At 69.8% G+C, this 16,924-nt stretch carries 13 protein-coding genes and 2 tRNA genes; 12 read left to right on the top strand and 3 right to left on the bottom strand.

Annotation, left to right across the window (positions count from 1 at the left end; all coding sequences use genetic code 11):
* The first annotated feature begins 175 nt into the window (after positions 1–175).
* The 5 genes from dnaA (at position 176) to NAMU_RS00030 (ending at position 6,493) form a co-directional block, all read left to right on the top strand.
* Positions 176–1,849, top strand: a complete 1,674-nt coding sequence (gene dnaA, locus NAMU_RS00010; protein WP_012813914.1) for a chromosomal replication initiator protein DnaA — start codon at positions 176–178, stop codon at positions 1,847–1,849.
* A gap of 586 nt (positions 1,850–2,435) precedes the next feature.
* Entirely contained in the window at positions 2,436–3,662 is a 1,227-nt protein-coding gene (gene dnaN, locus NAMU_RS00015) for a DNA polymerase III subunit beta (RefSeq protein WP_012813915.1), read from the top strand.
* Between the two features lie 84 nt (positions 3,663–3,746).
* Positions 3,747–4,652, top strand: a complete 906-nt coding sequence (gene gnd / locus NAMU_RS00020) for a phosphogluconate dehydrogenase (NAD(+)-dependent, decarboxylating) (protein WP_012813916.1) — start codon at positions 3,747–3,749, stop codon at positions 4,650–4,652.
* A gap of 75 nt (positions 4,653–4,727) precedes the next feature.
* A complete protein-coding gene (recF, locus tag NAMU_RS00025) occupies positions 4,728–5,870 on the top strand; it encodes a DNA replication/repair protein RecF (RefSeq protein WP_012813917.1) in 1,143 nt (380 codons plus the stop codon).
* A gap of 56 nt (positions 5,871–5,926) precedes the next feature.
* Positions 5,927–6,493: a DUF721 domain-containing protein gene (locus NAMU_RS00030; protein WP_012813918.1), complete on the top strand. Its 567-nt coding sequence runs from the start codon at positions 5,927–5,929 to the stop codon at positions 6,491–6,493.
* A 66-nt stretch (positions 6,494–6,559) separates the two neighbouring features.
* On the opposite strand, the gene NAMU_RS00035 is transcribed toward NAMU_RS00030, so the two are convergent.
* Positions 6,560–7,174, bottom strand: coding sequence for a hypothetical protein (locus NAMU_RS00035; protein WP_012813919.1), 615 nt, complete (start codon positions 7,172–7,174; stop codon positions 6,560–6,562).
* A 657-nt stretch (positions 7,175–7,831) separates the two neighbouring features.
* Between NAMU_RS00035 and gyrB the strand changes: the two genes are divergently transcribed.
* The 7 genes from gyrB to NAMU_RS00065 all read left to right on the top strand — a co-directional run bounded on the left by gyrB (position 7,832) and on the right by NAMU_RS00065 (position 14,735).
* Complete coding sequence (gene gyrB, locus NAMU_RS00040) at positions 7,832–9,844, top strand: DNA topoisomerase (ATP-hydrolyzing) subunit B (RefSeq protein ID WP_012813920.1); 2,013 nt, start codon at positions 7,832–7,834, stop codon at positions 9,842–9,844.
* Positions 9,845–10,074: 230 nt separating this feature from the next.
* Positions 10,075–12,510 carry a DNA gyrase subunit A gene (gene gyrA, locus NAMU_RS00045; RefSeq protein WP_052308100.1) on the top strand — a complete coding sequence of 812 codons (2,436 nt, stop codon included), beginning with the start codon at positions 10,075–10,077 and terminating at the stop codon, positions 12,508–12,510.
* Positions 12,507–13,046 (top strand): DUF3566 domain-containing protein, encoded by a 540-nt coding sequence (locus NAMU_RS27970; RefSeq protein WP_083785573.1) that lies wholly within the window; start codon positions 12,507–12,509, stop codon positions 13,044–13,046. Before gyrA ends, NAMU_RS27970 begins: the two co-directional genes overlap by 4 nt.
* 78 nt (positions 13,047–13,124) lie before the next feature.
* The gene (locus tag NAMU_RS00055; RefSeq protein WP_012813923.1) at positions 13,125–14,000 is read left to right on the top strand and encodes a bile acid:sodium symporter family protein; all 876 of its coding nucleotides are present in this window, start codon (positions 13,125–13,127) and stop codon (positions 13,998–14,000) included.
* Between the two features lie 271 nt (positions 14,001–14,271).
* Positions 14,272–14,345, top strand: a tRNA-Ile gene (locus tag NAMU_RS00060).
* A 124-nt stretch (positions 14,346–14,469) separates the two neighbouring features.
* A complete protein-coding gene (locus NAMU_RS29675) occupies positions 14,470–14,616 on the top strand; it encodes a DLW-39 family protein (RefSeq protein WP_012813924.1) in 147 nt (48 codons plus the stop codon).
* A 43-nt stretch (positions 14,617–14,659) separates the two neighbouring features.
* Positions 14,660–14,735: transfer RNA gene (locus NAMU_RS00065), tRNA-Ala, on the top strand.
* Between the two features lie 31 nt (positions 14,736–14,766).
* On the opposite strand, the gene NAMU_RS00070 is transcribed toward NAMU_RS00065, so the two are convergent.
* Both NAMU_RS00070 and NAMU_RS00075 read right to left on the bottom strand, forming a co-directional pair.
* A complete protein-coding gene (locus tag NAMU_RS00070) occupies positions 14,767–15,525 on the bottom strand; it encodes a triose-phosphate isomerase family protein (protein WP_012813925.1) in 759 nt (252 codons plus the stop codon).
* A 36-nt stretch (positions 15,526–15,561) separates the two neighbouring features.
* A complete protein-coding gene (locus NAMU_RS00075; protein ID WP_012813926.1) occupies positions 15,562–16,848 on the bottom strand; it encodes a RuBisCO large subunit C-terminal-like domain-containing protein in 1,287 nt (428 codons plus the stop codon).
* Between the last annotated feature and the right edge of the window lie 76 nt (positions 16,849–16,924).

Consider the following 16,924-nt stretch of genomic DNA (forward strand, 5'->3'; position numbering starts at 1 on the left):
AAAGTTGTTAGCGTCCCTGCCGCAACGGCTCGGAACCACCGAGTCCCCCGGATGCAGACCTATCCCCGCGACGGTCGGTCGTGTGGGCCGTTTACCGTTCTCCCGGGTTGCCCACATCTGTGGACAATCGCTGTGGATGGCGTACGGGGGCGGCATAGGTGCAAGGGGTTAGCGAGTGAGTCATGAGGAAACCGACAACCAGCTTCTGCCGGTCTGGCGGTCGGTCGTGGCGGACCTGGAGCCCACCCTCTCGCAGCAGCAACGCGCCTGGCTCTCGTTGACCCAGCCGGTCGGGCTGCTCGGCTCGACCGCGCTGCTGGCCGCACCGTCGGAATTCGCCAAGGAAGCCATCGAGCGCAGCCTGCGGGATGCGATCGCCACCGCCCTGTCCCGCCATCTGGGTCAGCCGATCAAGCTGGCGGTCACCGTCTCCGAGGAGATGGAGCCCGTCGTCGAACCGGCCGATCGACGCTATCCCCGGGACCGGCCCCCGGCCGCGCCGACCGATTCCTTCCCCGGGCCGGTGAACGGATCGATCCATGGGGGCGGACCCGGGACGCCGAACGGCTCGGGCCTGAACGGGTCGACCGGCGGCGTCGGGATCAACGGGCGTCCGGGCGGATTCCGCGACCAGGGCGGCTTCGGCGGCCCGCATCGCGTCGGCTTCGACGGCAACGGCGCGACCGACACCGGTTTCGACGGCCCCGACGAGGACGAGGACGACGATCTGGACGCCGGCGACGCCGTCGCCACGGTCACCGAGATCTGGCCGACCTACTCCACCCGCCGAGACCAGGCCCCGCCGAACGCGGCCCAGAGCCGGCTGAACGAGAAGTACAGCTTCGAGACCTTCGTCATCGGCGCCTCCAACCGCTTCGCGCACGCGGCCGCGGTGGCCGTCGCCGAGGCCCCGGCGGTGGCCTACAACCCGCTGTTCATCTGGGGAGACTCCGGTCTGGGCAAGACCCACCTGCTGCACGGCATCGGGCACTACGCGCAACGGCTCTTCCCCGGGATGCGGGTCCGGTACGTCTCCAGCGAAGAGTTCACCAACGACTTCATCAACTCGCTGCGTGACGACCGCAAGGTCGCCTTCCAGCGCCGCTACCGCGACGTCGACGTGCTGCTGGTCGACGACATCCAGTTCTTGGAGGGCAAGGAAGGCACCCAGGAGGAGTTCTTCCACACCTTCAACACCCTCTACAACGCCAACAAGCAGATCGTCATCTCCTCGGACCGGCCGCCCAAGCGGCTGGAGACCTTGGAGGACCGGATGCGCACCCGGTTCGAGTGGGGGCTGATCACCGACATCCAGCCGCCCGAGCTGGAGACCCGGATCGCCATCCTGCGCAAGAAGGCCGCGTTGGACCGGATGAACGCCCCGGACGACGTGCTGGAGTTCATCGCCAGCCGGATCGAGCGCAACATCCGCGAGCTGGAGGGTGCGCTGATCCGCGTGACCGCGTTCGCCTCGCTCAACAAACAGGCCGTCGACCTCGCCCTGGCCCAGATCGTGCTGCGCGACCTGGTCCGCGACGCCGTGTCCAACGACATCGACGCGGCCACGATCATGGCGGTGACGGCGGAGTACTTCAACGTCACCCTGGACGAGCTGTGCGGGCCGGTGAAGACCAAACAGATCGCCATGGCCCGGCAGATCGCGATGTACCTGTGCCGCGAGCTCACCGACCTGACGCTGCCCAAGATCGGCGCGACGTTCGGCGGCCGCGACCACACCACCGTCATGCACGCGACCAAGAAGATCCGCACCGAGTTGGCCGAGCGTCGCCAGACCTACGACCACGTGCAGGAGCTGACCGCGCGCATCCGTGACCGCGCCCGTCGGTGACCTTTCCCTGCCGCTCTGTCCGATTCATCACCGCCGGCCGTCGCGCCGCCGCGGGTCCTGTGGGCACCCCGGATAACCATGCACAATCTGTGGACAACTCTGTGGACAGCTCGGCTCGCCACGGGGACAACATCCGGACCCGCTCCGGGCTCCACAATGCCGACCAGCTGTGCCCCCTGGTGTCCCCGGGCTGTCCACGCCGGCGACACGCCAGCCCGCCTGCGGCGACAGGCTCCCGTCCACACCATCCACACCGCCTACTACTGGTACTGGATTTATCTCTAGAAGAGATCCTTCAAACAACAGGGTTGGGGATGAACCGGAACGTGTGGTTCGGGACCGGCTCGGGCATCGGCCACCGCGGCGGTCCCTGGACCGCCGCCCGCGGTGCCGACCGGCCGGCAGCGCCCGGACCCGGTGACGGGAGCTCGGATCGGTGGTCGTACGGTGGACGCCCCTGCCTGCGCCGGTGCGCGGACACGGCGATCCGACCCCCGATCGCCTGCCCGACCGCCGACCGGCAGGTTCCGCCCCGCCAGCTCGCGCCCTCACCCCGGCGTCTGGGACTCGACCCATGGAGGTCCCGATGAAGTTCCGCGTCGCCCGCGACGATCTCGCCGACGCCGTCGCCTGGGTCGCCAAGTCGTTGCCGGCTCGTCCGCCGGTTCCGGTGCTCGGCGGGATCCTGCTCGAGGTCAGCGGCTCGACCCTGACCGTGGCCGGCTTCGACTACGAGGTCTCCACCCGGGCCACCCTCACCGTGGACACCCTGGACGAACTAGAACCGGACGCCCCCGGCGGCCCGGCCGGCACCGACCGGGTGCTGGTCTCCGGCCGGCTGCTCGCCGAGATCACCCGCTCCCTGCCGGCCAAGCCGGTCGACCTGGCCGTGCTCGGCCCCAAGGTCAGCATCGTGGCCGGGTCCGCCCGGTTCACCCTGCCGACCATGCCGGTCGAGGACTACCCGCCGTTGCCGCAGATGCCGGCCGCCTCCGGCACCGTGGACAGCGCCGAATTCGCCGAGGCCGTCGCCCAGACCGCGATCGCCGCCGGTCGCGACGACACCCTGCCGATGCTGACCGGGATCCGGGTCGAGATCGACGGCGACCGGTTGACCCTGGCCGCCACCGACCGGTTCCGGCTGGCCGTGCGTGAGCTGGGCTGGCACCCGGACCAGGAGAACCTCTCGACCGCCGTGCTGGTACCGGCCCGCACCCTGGCCGACGCGGCCAAGACGCTGGGCGGAGCCAAGCAGGTGACGGTCGCGCTCGGCGAGGGGCTGCTCGGCCTGGACGCCGGCGATCGGCGTACCACCGTGCGCCTGCTGGACGTCGAGTTCGTCAAGTACCGCTCGCTGCTGCCGACCTCGCACACCACCACCGTCGAGGTGCCGGTCGCGGCCCTCGGCGAGTCGATCAAGCGGGTCGCCCTGGTCACCGACCGCGGTCATCACCTACGGCTGCAGGTCGGCGAAGGGGCGCTGACGCTGACCGCCGGCGGCGACGACGAGGGTCGCGCCGAGGAAGACCTGCCGGCCGAGGTGGACGGCGAGGAACTGCTCATCGCGTTCAACCCGTCGTACCTGCTGGACGGCCTGGGCGTGGTGCACGCCGACACGGTCCGGCTCTCGTTCACCACCCCGGCCCGCCCGGCGCTGCTGGTGCCGATCGTCAAATCGGACGAGCCGGCCGAATCAGCCGAGGCCGCGGCCGAGGCCGCGGCGACGCCGGACATCGACGCCGATGGGGTCGGCTCCGACGAGGACACTCCGGCCTATCGCTACCTGGTGATGCCCGCCCGCCTGCCCGGCTGACCCTGCGCCGGACCTGGTTCGGCCCGACACTGTTCGTCACACACGATCCAGCCGTTGCTCTCGTCCTCTGGGGAAGGAACTCACATGCAGCTCGGTCTCATCGGTCTTGGCAAGATGGGCGCCAACATGGCCGAACGGCTTCGCCGGGATGGTCATCAGGTGGTCGGATTCGATCGCAGCCCGCAGGCCCCGCGGGACGTCGACTCGCTCGAGGGCCTGGTCGCGGCGCTGACCACGACCCCGCGGGTGGTGTGGGTGATGGTGCCCTCCGGTGAGCCGACCCGGGCCACCGTCGCCGCCCTCGGTGAGCTGCTCTCGCCGGGGGACATCATCATCGACGGCGGCAACTCCGAGTACGTCGACGACAAGGCCCATGCCGCCGCGCTCGCGCCCAAGGGAATCCGGTACCTGGACTGCGGCGTCTCCGGCGGGGTCTGGGGCATCACCGAGGGCTACGCCCTGATGGTCGGCGGCGACGCCGACGCGGTGGCCGTCGCGCAGCCCATCTTCGACTCGCTCAAGCCGCCGACCGGGGGCTTCGTGCATGCCGGACCGGTCGGGTCCGGGCACTTCGTCAAGATGATCCACAACGGGATCGAGTACGGGATCATGCAGGCCTACGGCGAGGGCTACGAGCTGATGAAGGCGGTCGACTGGGTGACCAACCCGGACGAGGTGATGGCCTCCTGGCAGAACGGCACGGTCATCCGGTCCTGGCTGCTGGACCTGCTGGTCCGGGCCTTGGACGCGGACCCGGGGCTGAGCCAGATCCGCGGCTACGCCCAGGACTCCGGCGAGGGCCGGTGGACCATCGAGGCGGCGATCGAGAACGCGGTGCCGATGCCGGTGATCACCGCCGCGCTGTTCGCCCGCTTCGCCTCGCGGCAGACGGACTCGCCGACGATGAAGGTGGTCGCCGCGCTGCGCAACCAGTTCGGTGGGCATCCGGTCGGCACCGAGGGTTCCGACGCCTCGGTCCCGATCGCCTGAGCGCCGGATCCGGCGCGCCCGTTCGCCTGAGCGCCGGATCCGGCGCATTGGCGCCGCTCCGGAAAGGGTGACGCGATGTATGTGCGCCACCTGGCGCTGACCGACTTCCGGTCCTGGCCCGCAGTCGACGTTCCCCTGCAACCCGGGGTCAACGTGCTGGTCGGTCGCAACGGGACCGGCAAGACGAACCTGATGGAGGCGTTGGGGTACCTGGCCACCCTCGGTTCGCACCGGGTGGCCACCGACGCCCCGCTGGTCCGGTCCGGCTGCACCCGGTCGATCCTGCGGGCGGCGGTGGTCTCCGGCGATCGTGAGCTGCTGCTGGAGATGGAGATCGCCCGGGACCGGCGCAACACCGCACGGATCAACCGGGCGCCGCTCACCCGGCCGCGGGACCTGCTCGGCGTGCTGCGCACGGTGCTGTTCGCGCCGGAGGACCTGGCCCTGGTCCGGGGCGATCCGACCGAGCGGCGCCGGTTCCTGGACGAGGTGCTGATGATGCGGGCGCCCCGGCTGGCCGGGGTCAAGGCCGACTACGACCGGGTTCTCAAACAGCGCAACGCCCTGCTCAAGACCGCCGGCGCGGCCCGCCGGACGGGCGATCTGTCCACCCTGGACGCGTGGGACGAACACCTGGTCGCCGCCGGCGCCGAATTGATCCACGCCCGGCTGGCCCTGGTCGCGCAGCTGCGGCCGCCGGTGACCGCGGCCTACGCCGACGTCGCCGGCGCCGATCAGGTGGTGGACCTGGTCTACCGCTCGACGGTTCCGCTGGGTCCGGACCCGGCGTCGGCGGCCGGCACGATCGCGGTGCCCGACCGGGCCGCGCTGGCCGAGGCGATGCTGGCCGAGCTCGGCCGGATGCGGAGCAAGGAACTGGAACGCGGCATCTGCCTGGTCGGTCCGCACCGCGACGACCTGGAGCTGCTGCTGGGCACCGACCCGGCCAAGGGATACGCCTCGCACGGGGAGTCGTGGTCGTTCGCGTTGGCGCTGCGCCTGGCGTCGTTCTCGTTGCTGCGTTCGGACGGGGTCGATCCGGTGCTGATCCTGGACGACGTGTTCGCCGAGCTCGATGCCGGCCGCCGCGGCCGGCTGGCCGAGCTGGTCGCCGGCGCCGAGCAGGTGCTGATCACCGCGGCGGTGGGCGCCGACGTGCCCGGCGCGCTGGGCGGGGTGCGGCTGGCCATCGGCGACGGGACCGTCGGGCCCGGCTGAACCCGACCGGCTCGTCGGGTACCGGCGCGTCGGCACGGCCGGGGGACAATGGTCCGATGCCCGAGGACCCCGCACCGCGCGTCCCCTCCGGTTCGGGACCGTCCGGTTCGGCCGGGCGCGGCTCGGACCTGGCCCGCGAGGCGCTGGCCGCGGCCCGGGCCAGCAACGCGGCCCGGCGCAAGGCGGCCGGCCGGACCCCGCGGACCGGATCCGGGTCGGCCGGCAATCTGCGCCGCCGCCGCTGGTCGGGCTCCGGCCCGGACGCCGCCCGCGATCCGCAGCCGCTCGGCCTGACCATGCGGTCCTGGGTGAAGGCGGCGGGCACCGGTGCCGATCTGACCAAGGCCACGCTCTTCGGCCGCTGGGAGAAGATCGTCGGTGACGAGGTCGCCCAACGATGCTCGCCGACCTCGCTGGTCGACGGCGAGCTGGTGGTGCAGGCCGAGTCCACCGCCTGGGCCACCCAGATCCGGATGCTCGCGCCCCAGTTGCTGGTCAAGATCAACGCCGAGCTGGGTCCCCGGACCGTGATCCGGATCCGGGCCAAGGGCCCGGCCGGCCCGTCCTGGCGGTTCGGCGAGCGGCACGTGCGCGGCCGTGGCCCTCGCGACACCTACGGCTGAGCGCTCGCGGTGCTGGTCGCCGGTCGCCGGCCGGCGGCGCGACGCCGCGGCGCGGTCACCGTGTGGTCATAGAGCGGGGCCGGTGCCCCCGCCGAACCACATCAGGTAGGCGCGGCGGTTGTACCCGCCGCTGAGCACGTTGCGCAGCACCCAGCGCACAGACCCGCGGTACCGGCCGACCACCGTCGCTGCGGCCGCCGGCGGCAGCTCGTCCAGCAGCCAGAAGTAGCGGTAGGCCAGCGCCGTCGGGTGCTGCGTGGGCAGATCACGCAGGGCGATCGGTGGCGCCGGGTCTGGTCGGCCGGTCGGCGGCGGGACGTCCGACCGGGCGGCGATGGCCGGGCCCAGGGCGGCCGCCGCCTGGCGCACGGTGCCCAGCAACGCCTCCCGGCGGCCCGGCTCTCGCGACCAGCAGCGCGATTCGTGACGCAGCCGGGACAGCGGGCCGGCCTGCCGTTCAGCGAGATCGGGGTCGGCCACCCGGATCTGGTCGACCAGGAAGCCGATGTGCGCGACCAGCGCGGCCCGGCGCACCGCGGTGACCGGCTCGGCCAGCACCCGGCTGAGCCGGTCCAGATCCCGTCCCACTGCGGCCAGCCCGACCGCTCGCAGCGCCGGGGCGCTCGGCGCGGATGGCGGGACGGACGGCGAGGCGGACGAAACGGTCAGGTCCAGGCTCACGTCGGGTGCGGTCCTTCCACGGATCCGGCGACGCCGGAGGGATGCTTGCTGGCGATGTAACTGGGTGCGGCTGTTCGAGCCGGGGAGGCGCACCGCTGATACGCCGAAGTTGGCCGCCGGGGCGATCCCACCATCGATCCGGAAAGTCGATCCGGTTCCGATCCGGCGGGGATTTCGGTAGGGATCGGACGGTCGATCCGATGGTGATCCGGCCGCCTTGGGGCCGGATCCGGCCCGCGCTCGACGGCCGGGCCGGGCCGACCCGAGCGGGTCGCCGCCAATGGCTCGATGCGCCATTGCCGGCCCGCCCACCGGCCAGTCACTATCAGCCCCTCGCGCCGGGCCCGCCACGGCATCCACAGATGCCGGTATTGCCGTCCTGGCCGCCCGCGTACCGGTAGACTCGGGAGGGTTTCGTCCGCAAAGGGCTCTCAGATCGCCGCTGACGGATCGAGCAGTTTCCTCGATCCGGGCCGGCCGACCGTCGTCGGCAGGTCGCCGGCGCGTCGGAGCCTTGCGCATGCGGGGCCTCCCGAGCGCTTGCGCCGGCCGATCGGAATCGCCTCCGGGCCCGACATTGGGTGCGGTGGCGGGCTCCGAGCGTCGACCGACCTTCCGTGCCCGGGCAGAGCGAGCACAGGAGCAACGGGTAGATCCGTGACGACGAAGAAGAACGAATACGGTGCGTCTTCGATCACCGTCCTGGAGGGTCTGGAAGCGGTCCGTAAGCGGCCCGGCATGTACATCGGGTCCACCGGCGAGCGGGGTCTGCACCACCTGGTCCAAGAGGTCGTCGACAACTCGGTCGACGAGGCCATGGCCGGGTACGCCGACCGGGTCGAGGTGATCCTGCGGGCCGACGGCGGCGTCACCGTCATCGACAACGGTCGGGGCATCCCGGTGGAGATGCACCCCAAGGAGAAGAAGCCGACCGTCGAGGTCGTGCTCACGGTGCTGCACGCGGGCGGCAAGTTCGACTCCGACTCCTACGCGGTCTCCGGCGGCCTGCACGGCGTGGGTGTCTCGGTGGTCAACGCCCTGTCCACCCGGCTCGACGTGGAGATCCACCGAGACGGCCACGCCTACCGGCAGTCCTACCGGTACGCCAAGCCCGGACCGCTGGAGACGATCGGGCCGAGCTCGCGGACCGGGTCGTCGGTCACCTTCTGGCCCGACGGGGAGATCTTCGAGACCGTCGAATTCAAGCTGGAGACCATCTCCCGCCGGTTGCAGGAGATGGCGTTCCTGAACAAGGGCCTGACCATCACCCTGCGCGACGAGCGCCGGACCGACGTCGAGCTGGAGGAGATCGCCGAGAGCGGTGCGAATGCCGTTCCGGTCGAGGCGGAGCCGACGACGCCGGCCAAAGCCTGGAAGCCGCTGGAGCGGACCTTCCACTACCCGGGCGGCCTGGTCGACTACATCAAGCACCTCAATCACACCAAGGACCCGATCCACCCGTCGATCGTCGGATTCGAATCCAAGGGCGAGACGATGGAGGTGGAGGTCGCGATGCAGTGGAACTCCTCCTACAACGAGTCCGTGCACTCCTTTGCCAACACCATCAACACCCACGAGGGCGGCACCCACGAAGAGGGCTTCCGCTCGTCGCTGACCTCGGTGGTGAACAAGTACGCGACCGACAAGAAACTGCTGAAGGAAAAGGACGACAAGCTTTCCGGCGAGGACGTCCGCGAGGGGCTGGCCGCGATCATTTCGATCCGGCTGCGCGAACCGCAGTTCGAGGGACAGACCAAGGGCAAGCTGGGCAACACCGAGGCCAAGTCGTTCGTCCAGAAGGCCTGCAACGAATGGATCGCCGACTGGTTCGAGCGCAATCCCAGCGAGGCGAAAACCATCATCAGCAAGGCGGTTTCCTCGGCCCAGGCGCGGGCGGCCGCCCGCAAGGCGCGGGACCTGGTCCGCCGGAAGGGGGCCCTGGAAATCGGCGGCCTGCCGGGGAAGCTGGCCGACTGCCGGTCCACCGATCCGAGCAAGTCCGAGCTGTACATCGTCGAGGGCGACTCGGCCGGCGGTTCGGCCAAGTCGGGCCGGGACTCGATGTTCCAGGCGATCCTGCCGATCCGCGGCAAGATCATCAACGTGGAGAAGGCCCGGATCGACCGGGTGCTGCGCAACACCGAGGTGCAGTCCCTGATCACCGCGTTGGGCACGGGCATCCATGACGACTTCGACCTGGCCAAACTGCGCTATCACAAGATCGTGCTGATGGCCGATGCCGACGTCGACGGCCAGCACATCCGCACCCTGCTGCTGACCCTGCTGTTCCGCTTCATGCGGCCGCTGGTCGAGGCCGGCCACGTCTACCTGGCCCAGCCGCCCCTGTACAAGATCAAGTGGAGCAAGGGTGCGCACGAGTTCGCCTATTCCGACCGCGAGCGTGACGGCCTGATCGCCGAGGGTGAGCGGGCCGGGCGCCGGATGATCAAGGACGAGGGTGTCCAGCGGTACAAGGGTCTGGGCGAGATGAACGCCAAGGAGTTGTGGGAAACCACCATGGACCCGGCCAACCGGTTGCTGCTCCAGGTGACCCTGGAGGACGCGGCCACCGCGGACGAACTGTTCTCGGTGCTGATGGGCGAGGACGTCGAGGCGCGGCGGGCATTCATCACCCGAAACGCCAAGGACGTCCGGTTCCTGGATCTGTGAGTCGGCGAAGGCGGCGCGGTATCGATTGTGTGAACGAGATGCGATCCCGGTCACAGCAGATGAGTCCCGCCGCCTCCCATTCGGGTTATTCGAAGCTATGCACAGTAATCATCCACATGTGGATATGTCCCCCGTCAGCGTGACGGTTTCGTGATATTCGGAGGTCGCACGTGACAGGACCCAACAGCGGCGAACACGATCGCACCGAGCCGGTCGATATCCAGCAGGAGATGCAGCGCTCGTTCATCGACTACGCGATGAGCGTGATCGTCTCCCGCGCGCTGCCCGACGTGCGGGACGGGCTCAAGCCCGTGCACCGTCGGGTGCTCTACGGGATGTACGACTCGGGTTTCCGGCCGGACCGCTCGACGGTGAAGTCCTCCCGGGTGGTCGGCGACGTGATGGGTAACTATCACCCGCACGGTGACTCCCCGATTTACGACACCGTTGTCCGGATGGCCCAGCCGTGGTCGCTGCGCTACCCGATGATCGACGGGCAGGGCAATTTCGGGTCGATGGGCAATGACCCGCCCGCGGCCATGCGGTACACCGAATGCCGGCTGACCCAGCTGGCGATGCTGATGCTCGACGGCATCGGTGAGAAGACCGTCGACATGGTGCCCAACTACGACAACAAGACCGTCGAGCCGACGGTCCTGCCGGCGCGCATCCCCAACCTGCTGGTCAACGGCTCGTCCGGGATCGCGGTCGGCATGGCCACCAACATCCCGCCGCACAACCTGCGCGAGGTGGCCTCGGCCGTCGTCTGGTTCCTGGAGAACCCCGAGGCCAGCCCCGAGGAGCTGCTCGAAGCGTCGATGGAGCGGATCCAGGGGCCGGACTTCCCGACCGGCGCCCTGATCGTCGGCAAGGACGGCATCGCGGATGCCTATCGCACCGGCCGCGGCTCCATCCGGATGCGGGCCGTGGTGAACATCGAGGAGGACGCCAAGGGGCGCACCATCCTGGTGGTCACCGAACTGCCCTATCAGGTGAACCCGGACAACCTGGTCGAGGCGATCGCCGGCCTGCACAAGGACGGCAAGATCGCCGGCATCGCCGACATCGCCGACGAGTCGTCCGACCGGATCGGCATGCGGCTGGTCATCACCCTCAAGCGGGACGCGGTGGCCAAGGTCGTGCTGGCCAACCTGTTCAAGCACACCGCGCTGCAGACCTCGTTCGGCGCAAACATGCTGGCCATCGTCGACGGGGTGCCCCGCACCCTGCGGCTGGATCAGATGATCAGCCTGTACGTGGCCCATCAGGTCGAGGTCATCGTCCGCCGGACGCAGTACCGCTTGGACAAGGCCGAGGAACGGGCCCACATCCTGCGCGGCCTGGTCAAGGCCCTGGACATGCTCGACGAGGTCATCGCCCTGATCCGTCGCTCGCCCTCGGCCGAGGAGTCCAAGGCCGGCCTGATGGAGTTGCTGGACGTCGACGAGATCCAGGCCACCGCCATCCTGGACATGCAGCTGCGCCGGCTGGCCGCCTTGGAGCGGCAGCGGATCATCGACGAGTTGGCCGAGCTGGAGCGGGTCATCGCCGACCTCAAGGACATCCTGGCCAAACCCGAGCGGCAGCGGGCGATCATCCGTGACGAGCTGACCGAGGCTGTGGACAAGCACGGCGACGACCGGCGCACCCGGCTGGTGCCCTACGACGGTGACGTCTCCGTCGAGGACCTGATCGCGGTCGAGGACGTGGTGGTCACCATCACCCGGACCGGTTACGCCAAGCGGACCAAGACCGATCTGTACCGGGCCCAGCGGCGCGGCGGCAAGGGCGTGCAGGGCGCGGCGCTCAAGCAGGACGACATCGTCGCCCACTTCTTCGTCTGCTCCACCCACGACTGGATCCTGTTCTTCACCAACAAGGGGCGGGTCTACCGGGCCAAGGCCTACGAGCTGCCGGAGGCGAACCGCAACGCGCGCGGCCAGCACGTGGCCAACCTGCTGGCCTTCCAGCCGGACGAGCGGATCGCCGAGGTCATCCAGATCCCGCACTACCAGGCCGCGCCGTACCTGGTCCTGGCGACCAAGGGCGGGCTGGTCAAGAAGAGCGAGCTGGCCGCGTTCGACTCCAACCGGGCCGGCGGGATCGTGGCAGTCAACCTCCGCGACGACGACGAGCTGGTCGGAGCGGTGCTCTGCGACGCGAATGCCGATCTGCTGCTCATCTCGGCCGAGGGTCAGTCCATCCGGTTCCACGCCACCGACGAGACGCTGCGACCGATGGGTCGGGCCACCTCGGGCGTGCTGGGGATGCGATTCAACGCCGGCGATGAACTTCTGTCGATGTCAGTCGTCTATGAAGGGGCGCAGGTGCTGGTCGCGACCGAACGCGGCTACGCCAAGCGCACCGATATCGACGAATACCCGGTCCAGGGCCGCGGCGGAAAGGGCGTCTTGACAATTCAATACGACCGCCGTCGTGGCAAGCTGGTGGGCGCCCTGATCGTCGATCTGGATACCGAGGTGTACGCCATCACCTCCGGCGCCGGGGTCATCCGGACGCAGGCGCGCGAGGTGCGCAAGGCGAAACGACAGACCATGGGAGTGCGCTTGATGAACCTGTCCGAGGGGGACAGCCTGGTGGCCATCGCCCGGAACGCCGACGACGCCGACACCGTCGACAGCGGCCCGGCCGGGGGTTCGTCGTGACCGCGCCGTCCGGTTCCGGTTCGGCACCGGCGGGCTCACCCGCCGGTACGGCGCCCGGCCCCAGCAGTTCGGGGCCGGCCGCGGGGGCGCGCTCCGGCTCGCCCACGCCGCCCCCGCGCCGGGCCGGCTCCGAGGCGGCCCGCCGGGCGAAGGCCCCGCGCCGTCCCCCGCGCCTGGCGTCGCTGCAGCTCAAGCGGGTCGACCCGTGGACAGTGCTCAAGATCAGCCTGATCGTGGCCATCGTGATGTTCTTCGTCTGGATGATCGCCGTCGGCATCCTGTACCTGACGATGGGCGGGATGGGGGTCTGGTCGCGGATCAACGACACCTTCTCCACCCTGACCTCGTCCCCGGATGTGCAGGCCGCGGGCAAGACGGACCTGATCACCGCAGGCCGGGTGTTCGGGGTGACCGCCATCGTCGGTGCCATCAACATCGTGCTGTTCACCGCGCTGGCCACCGTCGCGGCGTTCATCTACAACGCCGCGGCCGCCATGTCCGGCGGTGTCGAGCTGACCCTGGGCGAACGCGACTGACGTGAGACCGGTGCGAGTTCACGCCTAGTCTGTTGGCAGTTGCGAACTTCGACCGTTTCATAAGGCAGACTCTCGGGCATGGGTTCGATCTTCACCACGATCGCTCTGCCGGTCGCCCTGGCCATCGTCATGTTCGGACTTGGCCTGGGGCTGACCCGGCAGGACTTCGGGCTCATCCTCAAACACCCCAAGGTCACGCTGGTCGCCCTGGCCTGTCAGGTGATCGTGATGCCGGTGGTCTGTTTCGGTCTGGTGCTGGCGTTCGGCCTGCCGCCGGAACTGGCCGTCGGCATGATGCTGCTGGCCGCAGCGCCGGGCGGGACCTCGGCCAACCTGGTCAGCCACGTCTTCCGCGGTGACGTCGCCCTCAACATCAGCCTGACCGCGGTCAATTCGGTGCTGGCCCTGGTCACCCTGCCCGTCATGGTCAACCTGTCCGCGCAGTACTTCGACGTGCAGAGCGTGCAGATGGGTTCGCCGTTCCAGGTGGTCCGGGACGTCTTCGTGATCGTCCTGCTGCCGGTGATCCTGGGCATGCTCACCCGGGCCTGGCGTCCGGGCTGGGCGCAACGGATGGACCGTCCGGTGCGGCTGGTCTCGGCCGTCATCCTGGTGCTCGTGCTGCTCGGCGCCATCGCCGCGAACTGGGACCTGCTCCGGGTCGAGTTCGGCCGGCTCGCCATGATCACCGTGTTGTTCTGCCTGATCAGCTTGAGCGTGGGGCTGCTGGTCCCGCGCTGGTTCGGCGCCACCCGCCGGCAGTCGATAGCCACCTCGTTCGAGATCGGCATCCATAACGCCACCCTGGCGATCGTCGTCGCGCAGACGGTCCTGAACTCGGTCGAGCTCTCCCTGCCGGCCGCCGTCTACGGCGTGCTGATGGTGCCGTTGGCCCTGGGTTTCGGTGCCCTGCTGCGCACCCGCGTGCGGCTGCGCCCCGATCCCGTCGTCTGACTCGGGGTGGGCCCGCGGATGACGCCGTCGCGTTGATCAAAGTGTCGTTTCCCTGGTCATTTTGTCCGGTTTCTTGAGCCTTCGATCAGCGCGGCCGCGGCGTGGCCAAGGTACGGGCAAGGTGCCGTCCCAGCCCGGCCCAGGGGTCGGGCGACCTCTGACCGGAAGCGATTTGGGACGTTCCCGCCGGTGCGGTAAGTTGTAAGGCCGCGGTGCCGGTCGGATTTTGACGCGAACCTGGTGCCGCGATTGTGTGTCACAGCAGTGCAGCGGGCCTATAGCTCAGACGGTTAGAGCGCTTCCCTGATAAGGAAGAGGTCGGAGGTTCAAGTCCTCCTAGGCCCACCCTGGCACCCCCCGCCGGCGGCTGTCCCGCCTGGTCACTTGTCCGGTGCGCTACGGTCGACACCGGCGCCCGGTGATGTCGGGTCCGGCGTTTCCGTGTCGAGCCCCGTGATGGATGGTGGATATGAAGAAGATCCTGCTGCTGCTGGCGGTTCTCGGCGGCATCGCGTTCCTCGTCCAGCGGCGCCGGCAGGCGGCCGCGGCGGAGGCGGCGCTGTGGGACGAGGCGACCAAGCCCACCAGCACCGGCTACCCCGGTCCGGCCAGCTAAACTTCCGACTCGCCGGGTCGGTCCGGATGGACCCGGCAAGCCCGGGGACGTAGCTCAATTGGCAGAGCACCGCCTTTGCAAGGCGGGGGTTGAGAGTTCGATTCTCTTCGTCTCCACCACGCGATCACCGGCTCGGCGAGCCGGCCGCTCTCAGCGTTCGACTTCGTCCAGCACGGCCCGCACGGCCTGTGGATCGTGCGCGAACCGGCCCAGGAACATCCCGTCGACCGCGTCGACGATGGTGGGCAACAGACCGGGTCCGGCGCTGCCGCCGTAGATCACCGCGGCGTCCGGGAACAGCGGGTCGGCCCGCAGATGCTCGCGCAGCGCGCCGCAGACCGCCCGAACGTGCTCCGGCGGGGCCGGGGTCGGCGCGCCGATGGCCCAGACCGGCTCGTAGGCCACGATCAGCCGGCCGCCGGTGCCGGCCGCCCGCGCCGGGGCCAGGGCCCGTTCCAGCTGATCCAGGCACACCTGGACGGCGAGCTCGGCCGGCCCCTGGTCGGGCTCGCCGACGCATTCCACCGGCGCCAGCCCGTGCCGCAGCGCCGCATGGGTCTTGCCGGCCACCATCTCGTCGGTCTCACCGAACAGCGACCGGCGTTCGGCGTGCCCCACCTCGGCCAGCGTGCAGCCGAGCTCGGCCAGCTCGGCCGCGCTGACCTCGCCGGTGAACGGTCCGGAGTCGGCCCAGTGCAGATCCTGGGCCCCGACCGCGATCCCGGCCGGCCGGGCGATCTCGACCACGGCCGGGATGCTGGGGAACGTCGGGATGACGAAGAACTCGACGGCCCCGCTCACGGTCGCGGGATGCTCGGTGCAGATCGCCGCGACGGCCCGGACCCAGTCCAGGGTTTGCCGGTGCCCGAAGTACATCTTCAGGCTGGAGCCGATGAGCAGCCGCGCCATGAGCGTTTCCCTTCCTCGGATCGGACGGTGACCGGGTCAGACGGTGGTGCCGAACCGGTCCAGGGCGCGACCCAGCGCCGGGTGTTCCTGCCCGGCCTCCACGACCGATCGTCCGGCCATCACCGCGTCGATCGCCTGGCGCATGGCGTCGGCCCCGGCCGCCGCGCCATCCGGATGCCCCTGGATCGCCCCGCCGGCACCCAGGATGATGTCCGGGCCCAACTCGTCGACGTAGGTCTGCACGGTCCCCGGGTGCACGCCACCGCCGACCACCGGGAAGGCCGGCGCGATGTGCGGTCGGCTCAGCTGCAGCTGCTGGACCATCTTCAGGTACTGCAACCGGCGCAGCGGGTAGCCGCCGTAGGGGGTGATGGTCAGCACCATGTCGCCGCCGGCCAGCCGCGGCAGCATGCCCAGGGCGATCGGCGCGGACAGGCCGGTGCCCGGGCCCTCGAAATACGGGGTCACCCCGGCGTAGTGGGCCAGGATGGGCACCCCGATCGACTCGGCCAAGCTCTGCAGGGAGCCGAAACCCGCACTCGCGTAGGCGATCATCACGGCCCGGGCGCCGGCATCGACGGCCCGCCGGGCGGTGTCGAGCATCCGGTCGGGCCGATCGGTGACGTTGGGGATGTAGACCACGTCGCGGCCGGTGACGTCGCGGGCCCGGTCGGCGGCGGCCAGGTAGGCCTTGACCCGGTCGACCACCGGCGAGAACGGCGGGTTGCCCAGCAGCTCGTCGTCCTTGATCAGGTCGACCCCGCCCAGGGCGGTGTCGTAGAAGATCGCCGCGCCCTGCTCGGGGGTCAACCCGGTACAGGGCTTGATCATGTTCAGCACCAGCGGTCGGTCCCGCACCCCGACGAGCTCGCGGACGCCCTCGATGCCGAACCGCGGGCCGACCAGCTCCTGGGCCAGCGAGTCCGGGATCTCGATGTCGACCAGCTTGGCCTGGACCGAGGTGGAGATGTCGTTGCCGATGCAGGTGGCCAGCATCATCGGGATGGACGCGCCGAAATTGACCGTCGGCAGGGCGATCTGGATGAAGTAGCCGCTGGTAGCCTCGGCCTGGGTGGACAGGTCGACCGGTGGGGCCTCGAGCACCTTGACCACCCGGCCGCGGTGCCGGTCGCGCATCTCGTCGGTCACCCCGGGCACCTCGATCCAGGTGCCGATCGTCTGGCCGACCGCGTACCCGGCCGCCTTGCCCAGCACGTCCGCCTCGGCCGGCATGGACAGGTAGTAGGTGGCCAGCAGGTAGTCCGCCCCGCGGATGGTCTCGCTGAGGCTGAACATGTCCCCGAACTTGCTGCGCGCAGGCACGACGGTGCAGTTCCCTTCGTTGATTCCCGTTGGCCAGACATGTCTAGCCATGTCTAGACAGATAGCCTATCGATAT

This window comes from Nakamurella multipartita DSM 44233 (assembly GCF_000024365.1).
Lineage (GTDB): Bacteria > Actinomycetota > Actinomycetes > Mycobacteriales > Nakamurellaceae > Nakamurella > Nakamurella multipartita.

Excerpts from the sequence above, each read along its gene's own strand:
- NAMU_RS29675 (WP_012813924.1), top strand. The coding sequence starts at position 14,470 with ATGAAGAAGATCCTGCTGCTGCTGGCGGTTCTCGGCGGCATCGCGTTC.
- NAMU_RS00055 (WP_012813923.1), top strand. The coding sequence starts at position 13,125 with ATGGGTTCGATCTTCACCACGATCGCTCTGCCGGTCGCCCTGGCCATC.
- gnd (WP_012813916.1), top strand. The coding sequence starts at position 3,747 with ATGCAGCTCGGTCTCATCGGTCTTGGCAAGATGGGCGCCAACATGGCC.
- gyrA (WP_052308100.1), top strand. The coding sequence starts at position 10,075 with ATGCAGCGCTCGTTCATCGACTACGCGATGAGCGTGATCGTCTCCCGC.
- recF (WP_012813917.1), top strand. The coding sequence starts at position 4,728 with ATGTATGTGCGCCACCTGGCGCTGACCGACTTCCGGTCCTGGCCCGCA.
- dnaN (WP_012813915.1), top strand. The coding sequence starts at position 2,436 with ATGAAGTTCCGCGTCGCCCGCGACGATCTCGCCGACGCCGTCGCCTGG.
- NAMU_RS00070 (WP_012813925.1), bottom strand. The coding sequence starts at position 15,525 with ATGGCGCGGCTGCTCATCGGCTCCAGCCTGAAGATGTACTTCGGGCAC.
- NAMU_RS00030 (WP_012813918.1), top strand. The coding sequence starts at position 5,927 with ATGCCCGAGGACCCCGCACCGCGCGTCCCCTCCGGTTCGGGACCGTCC.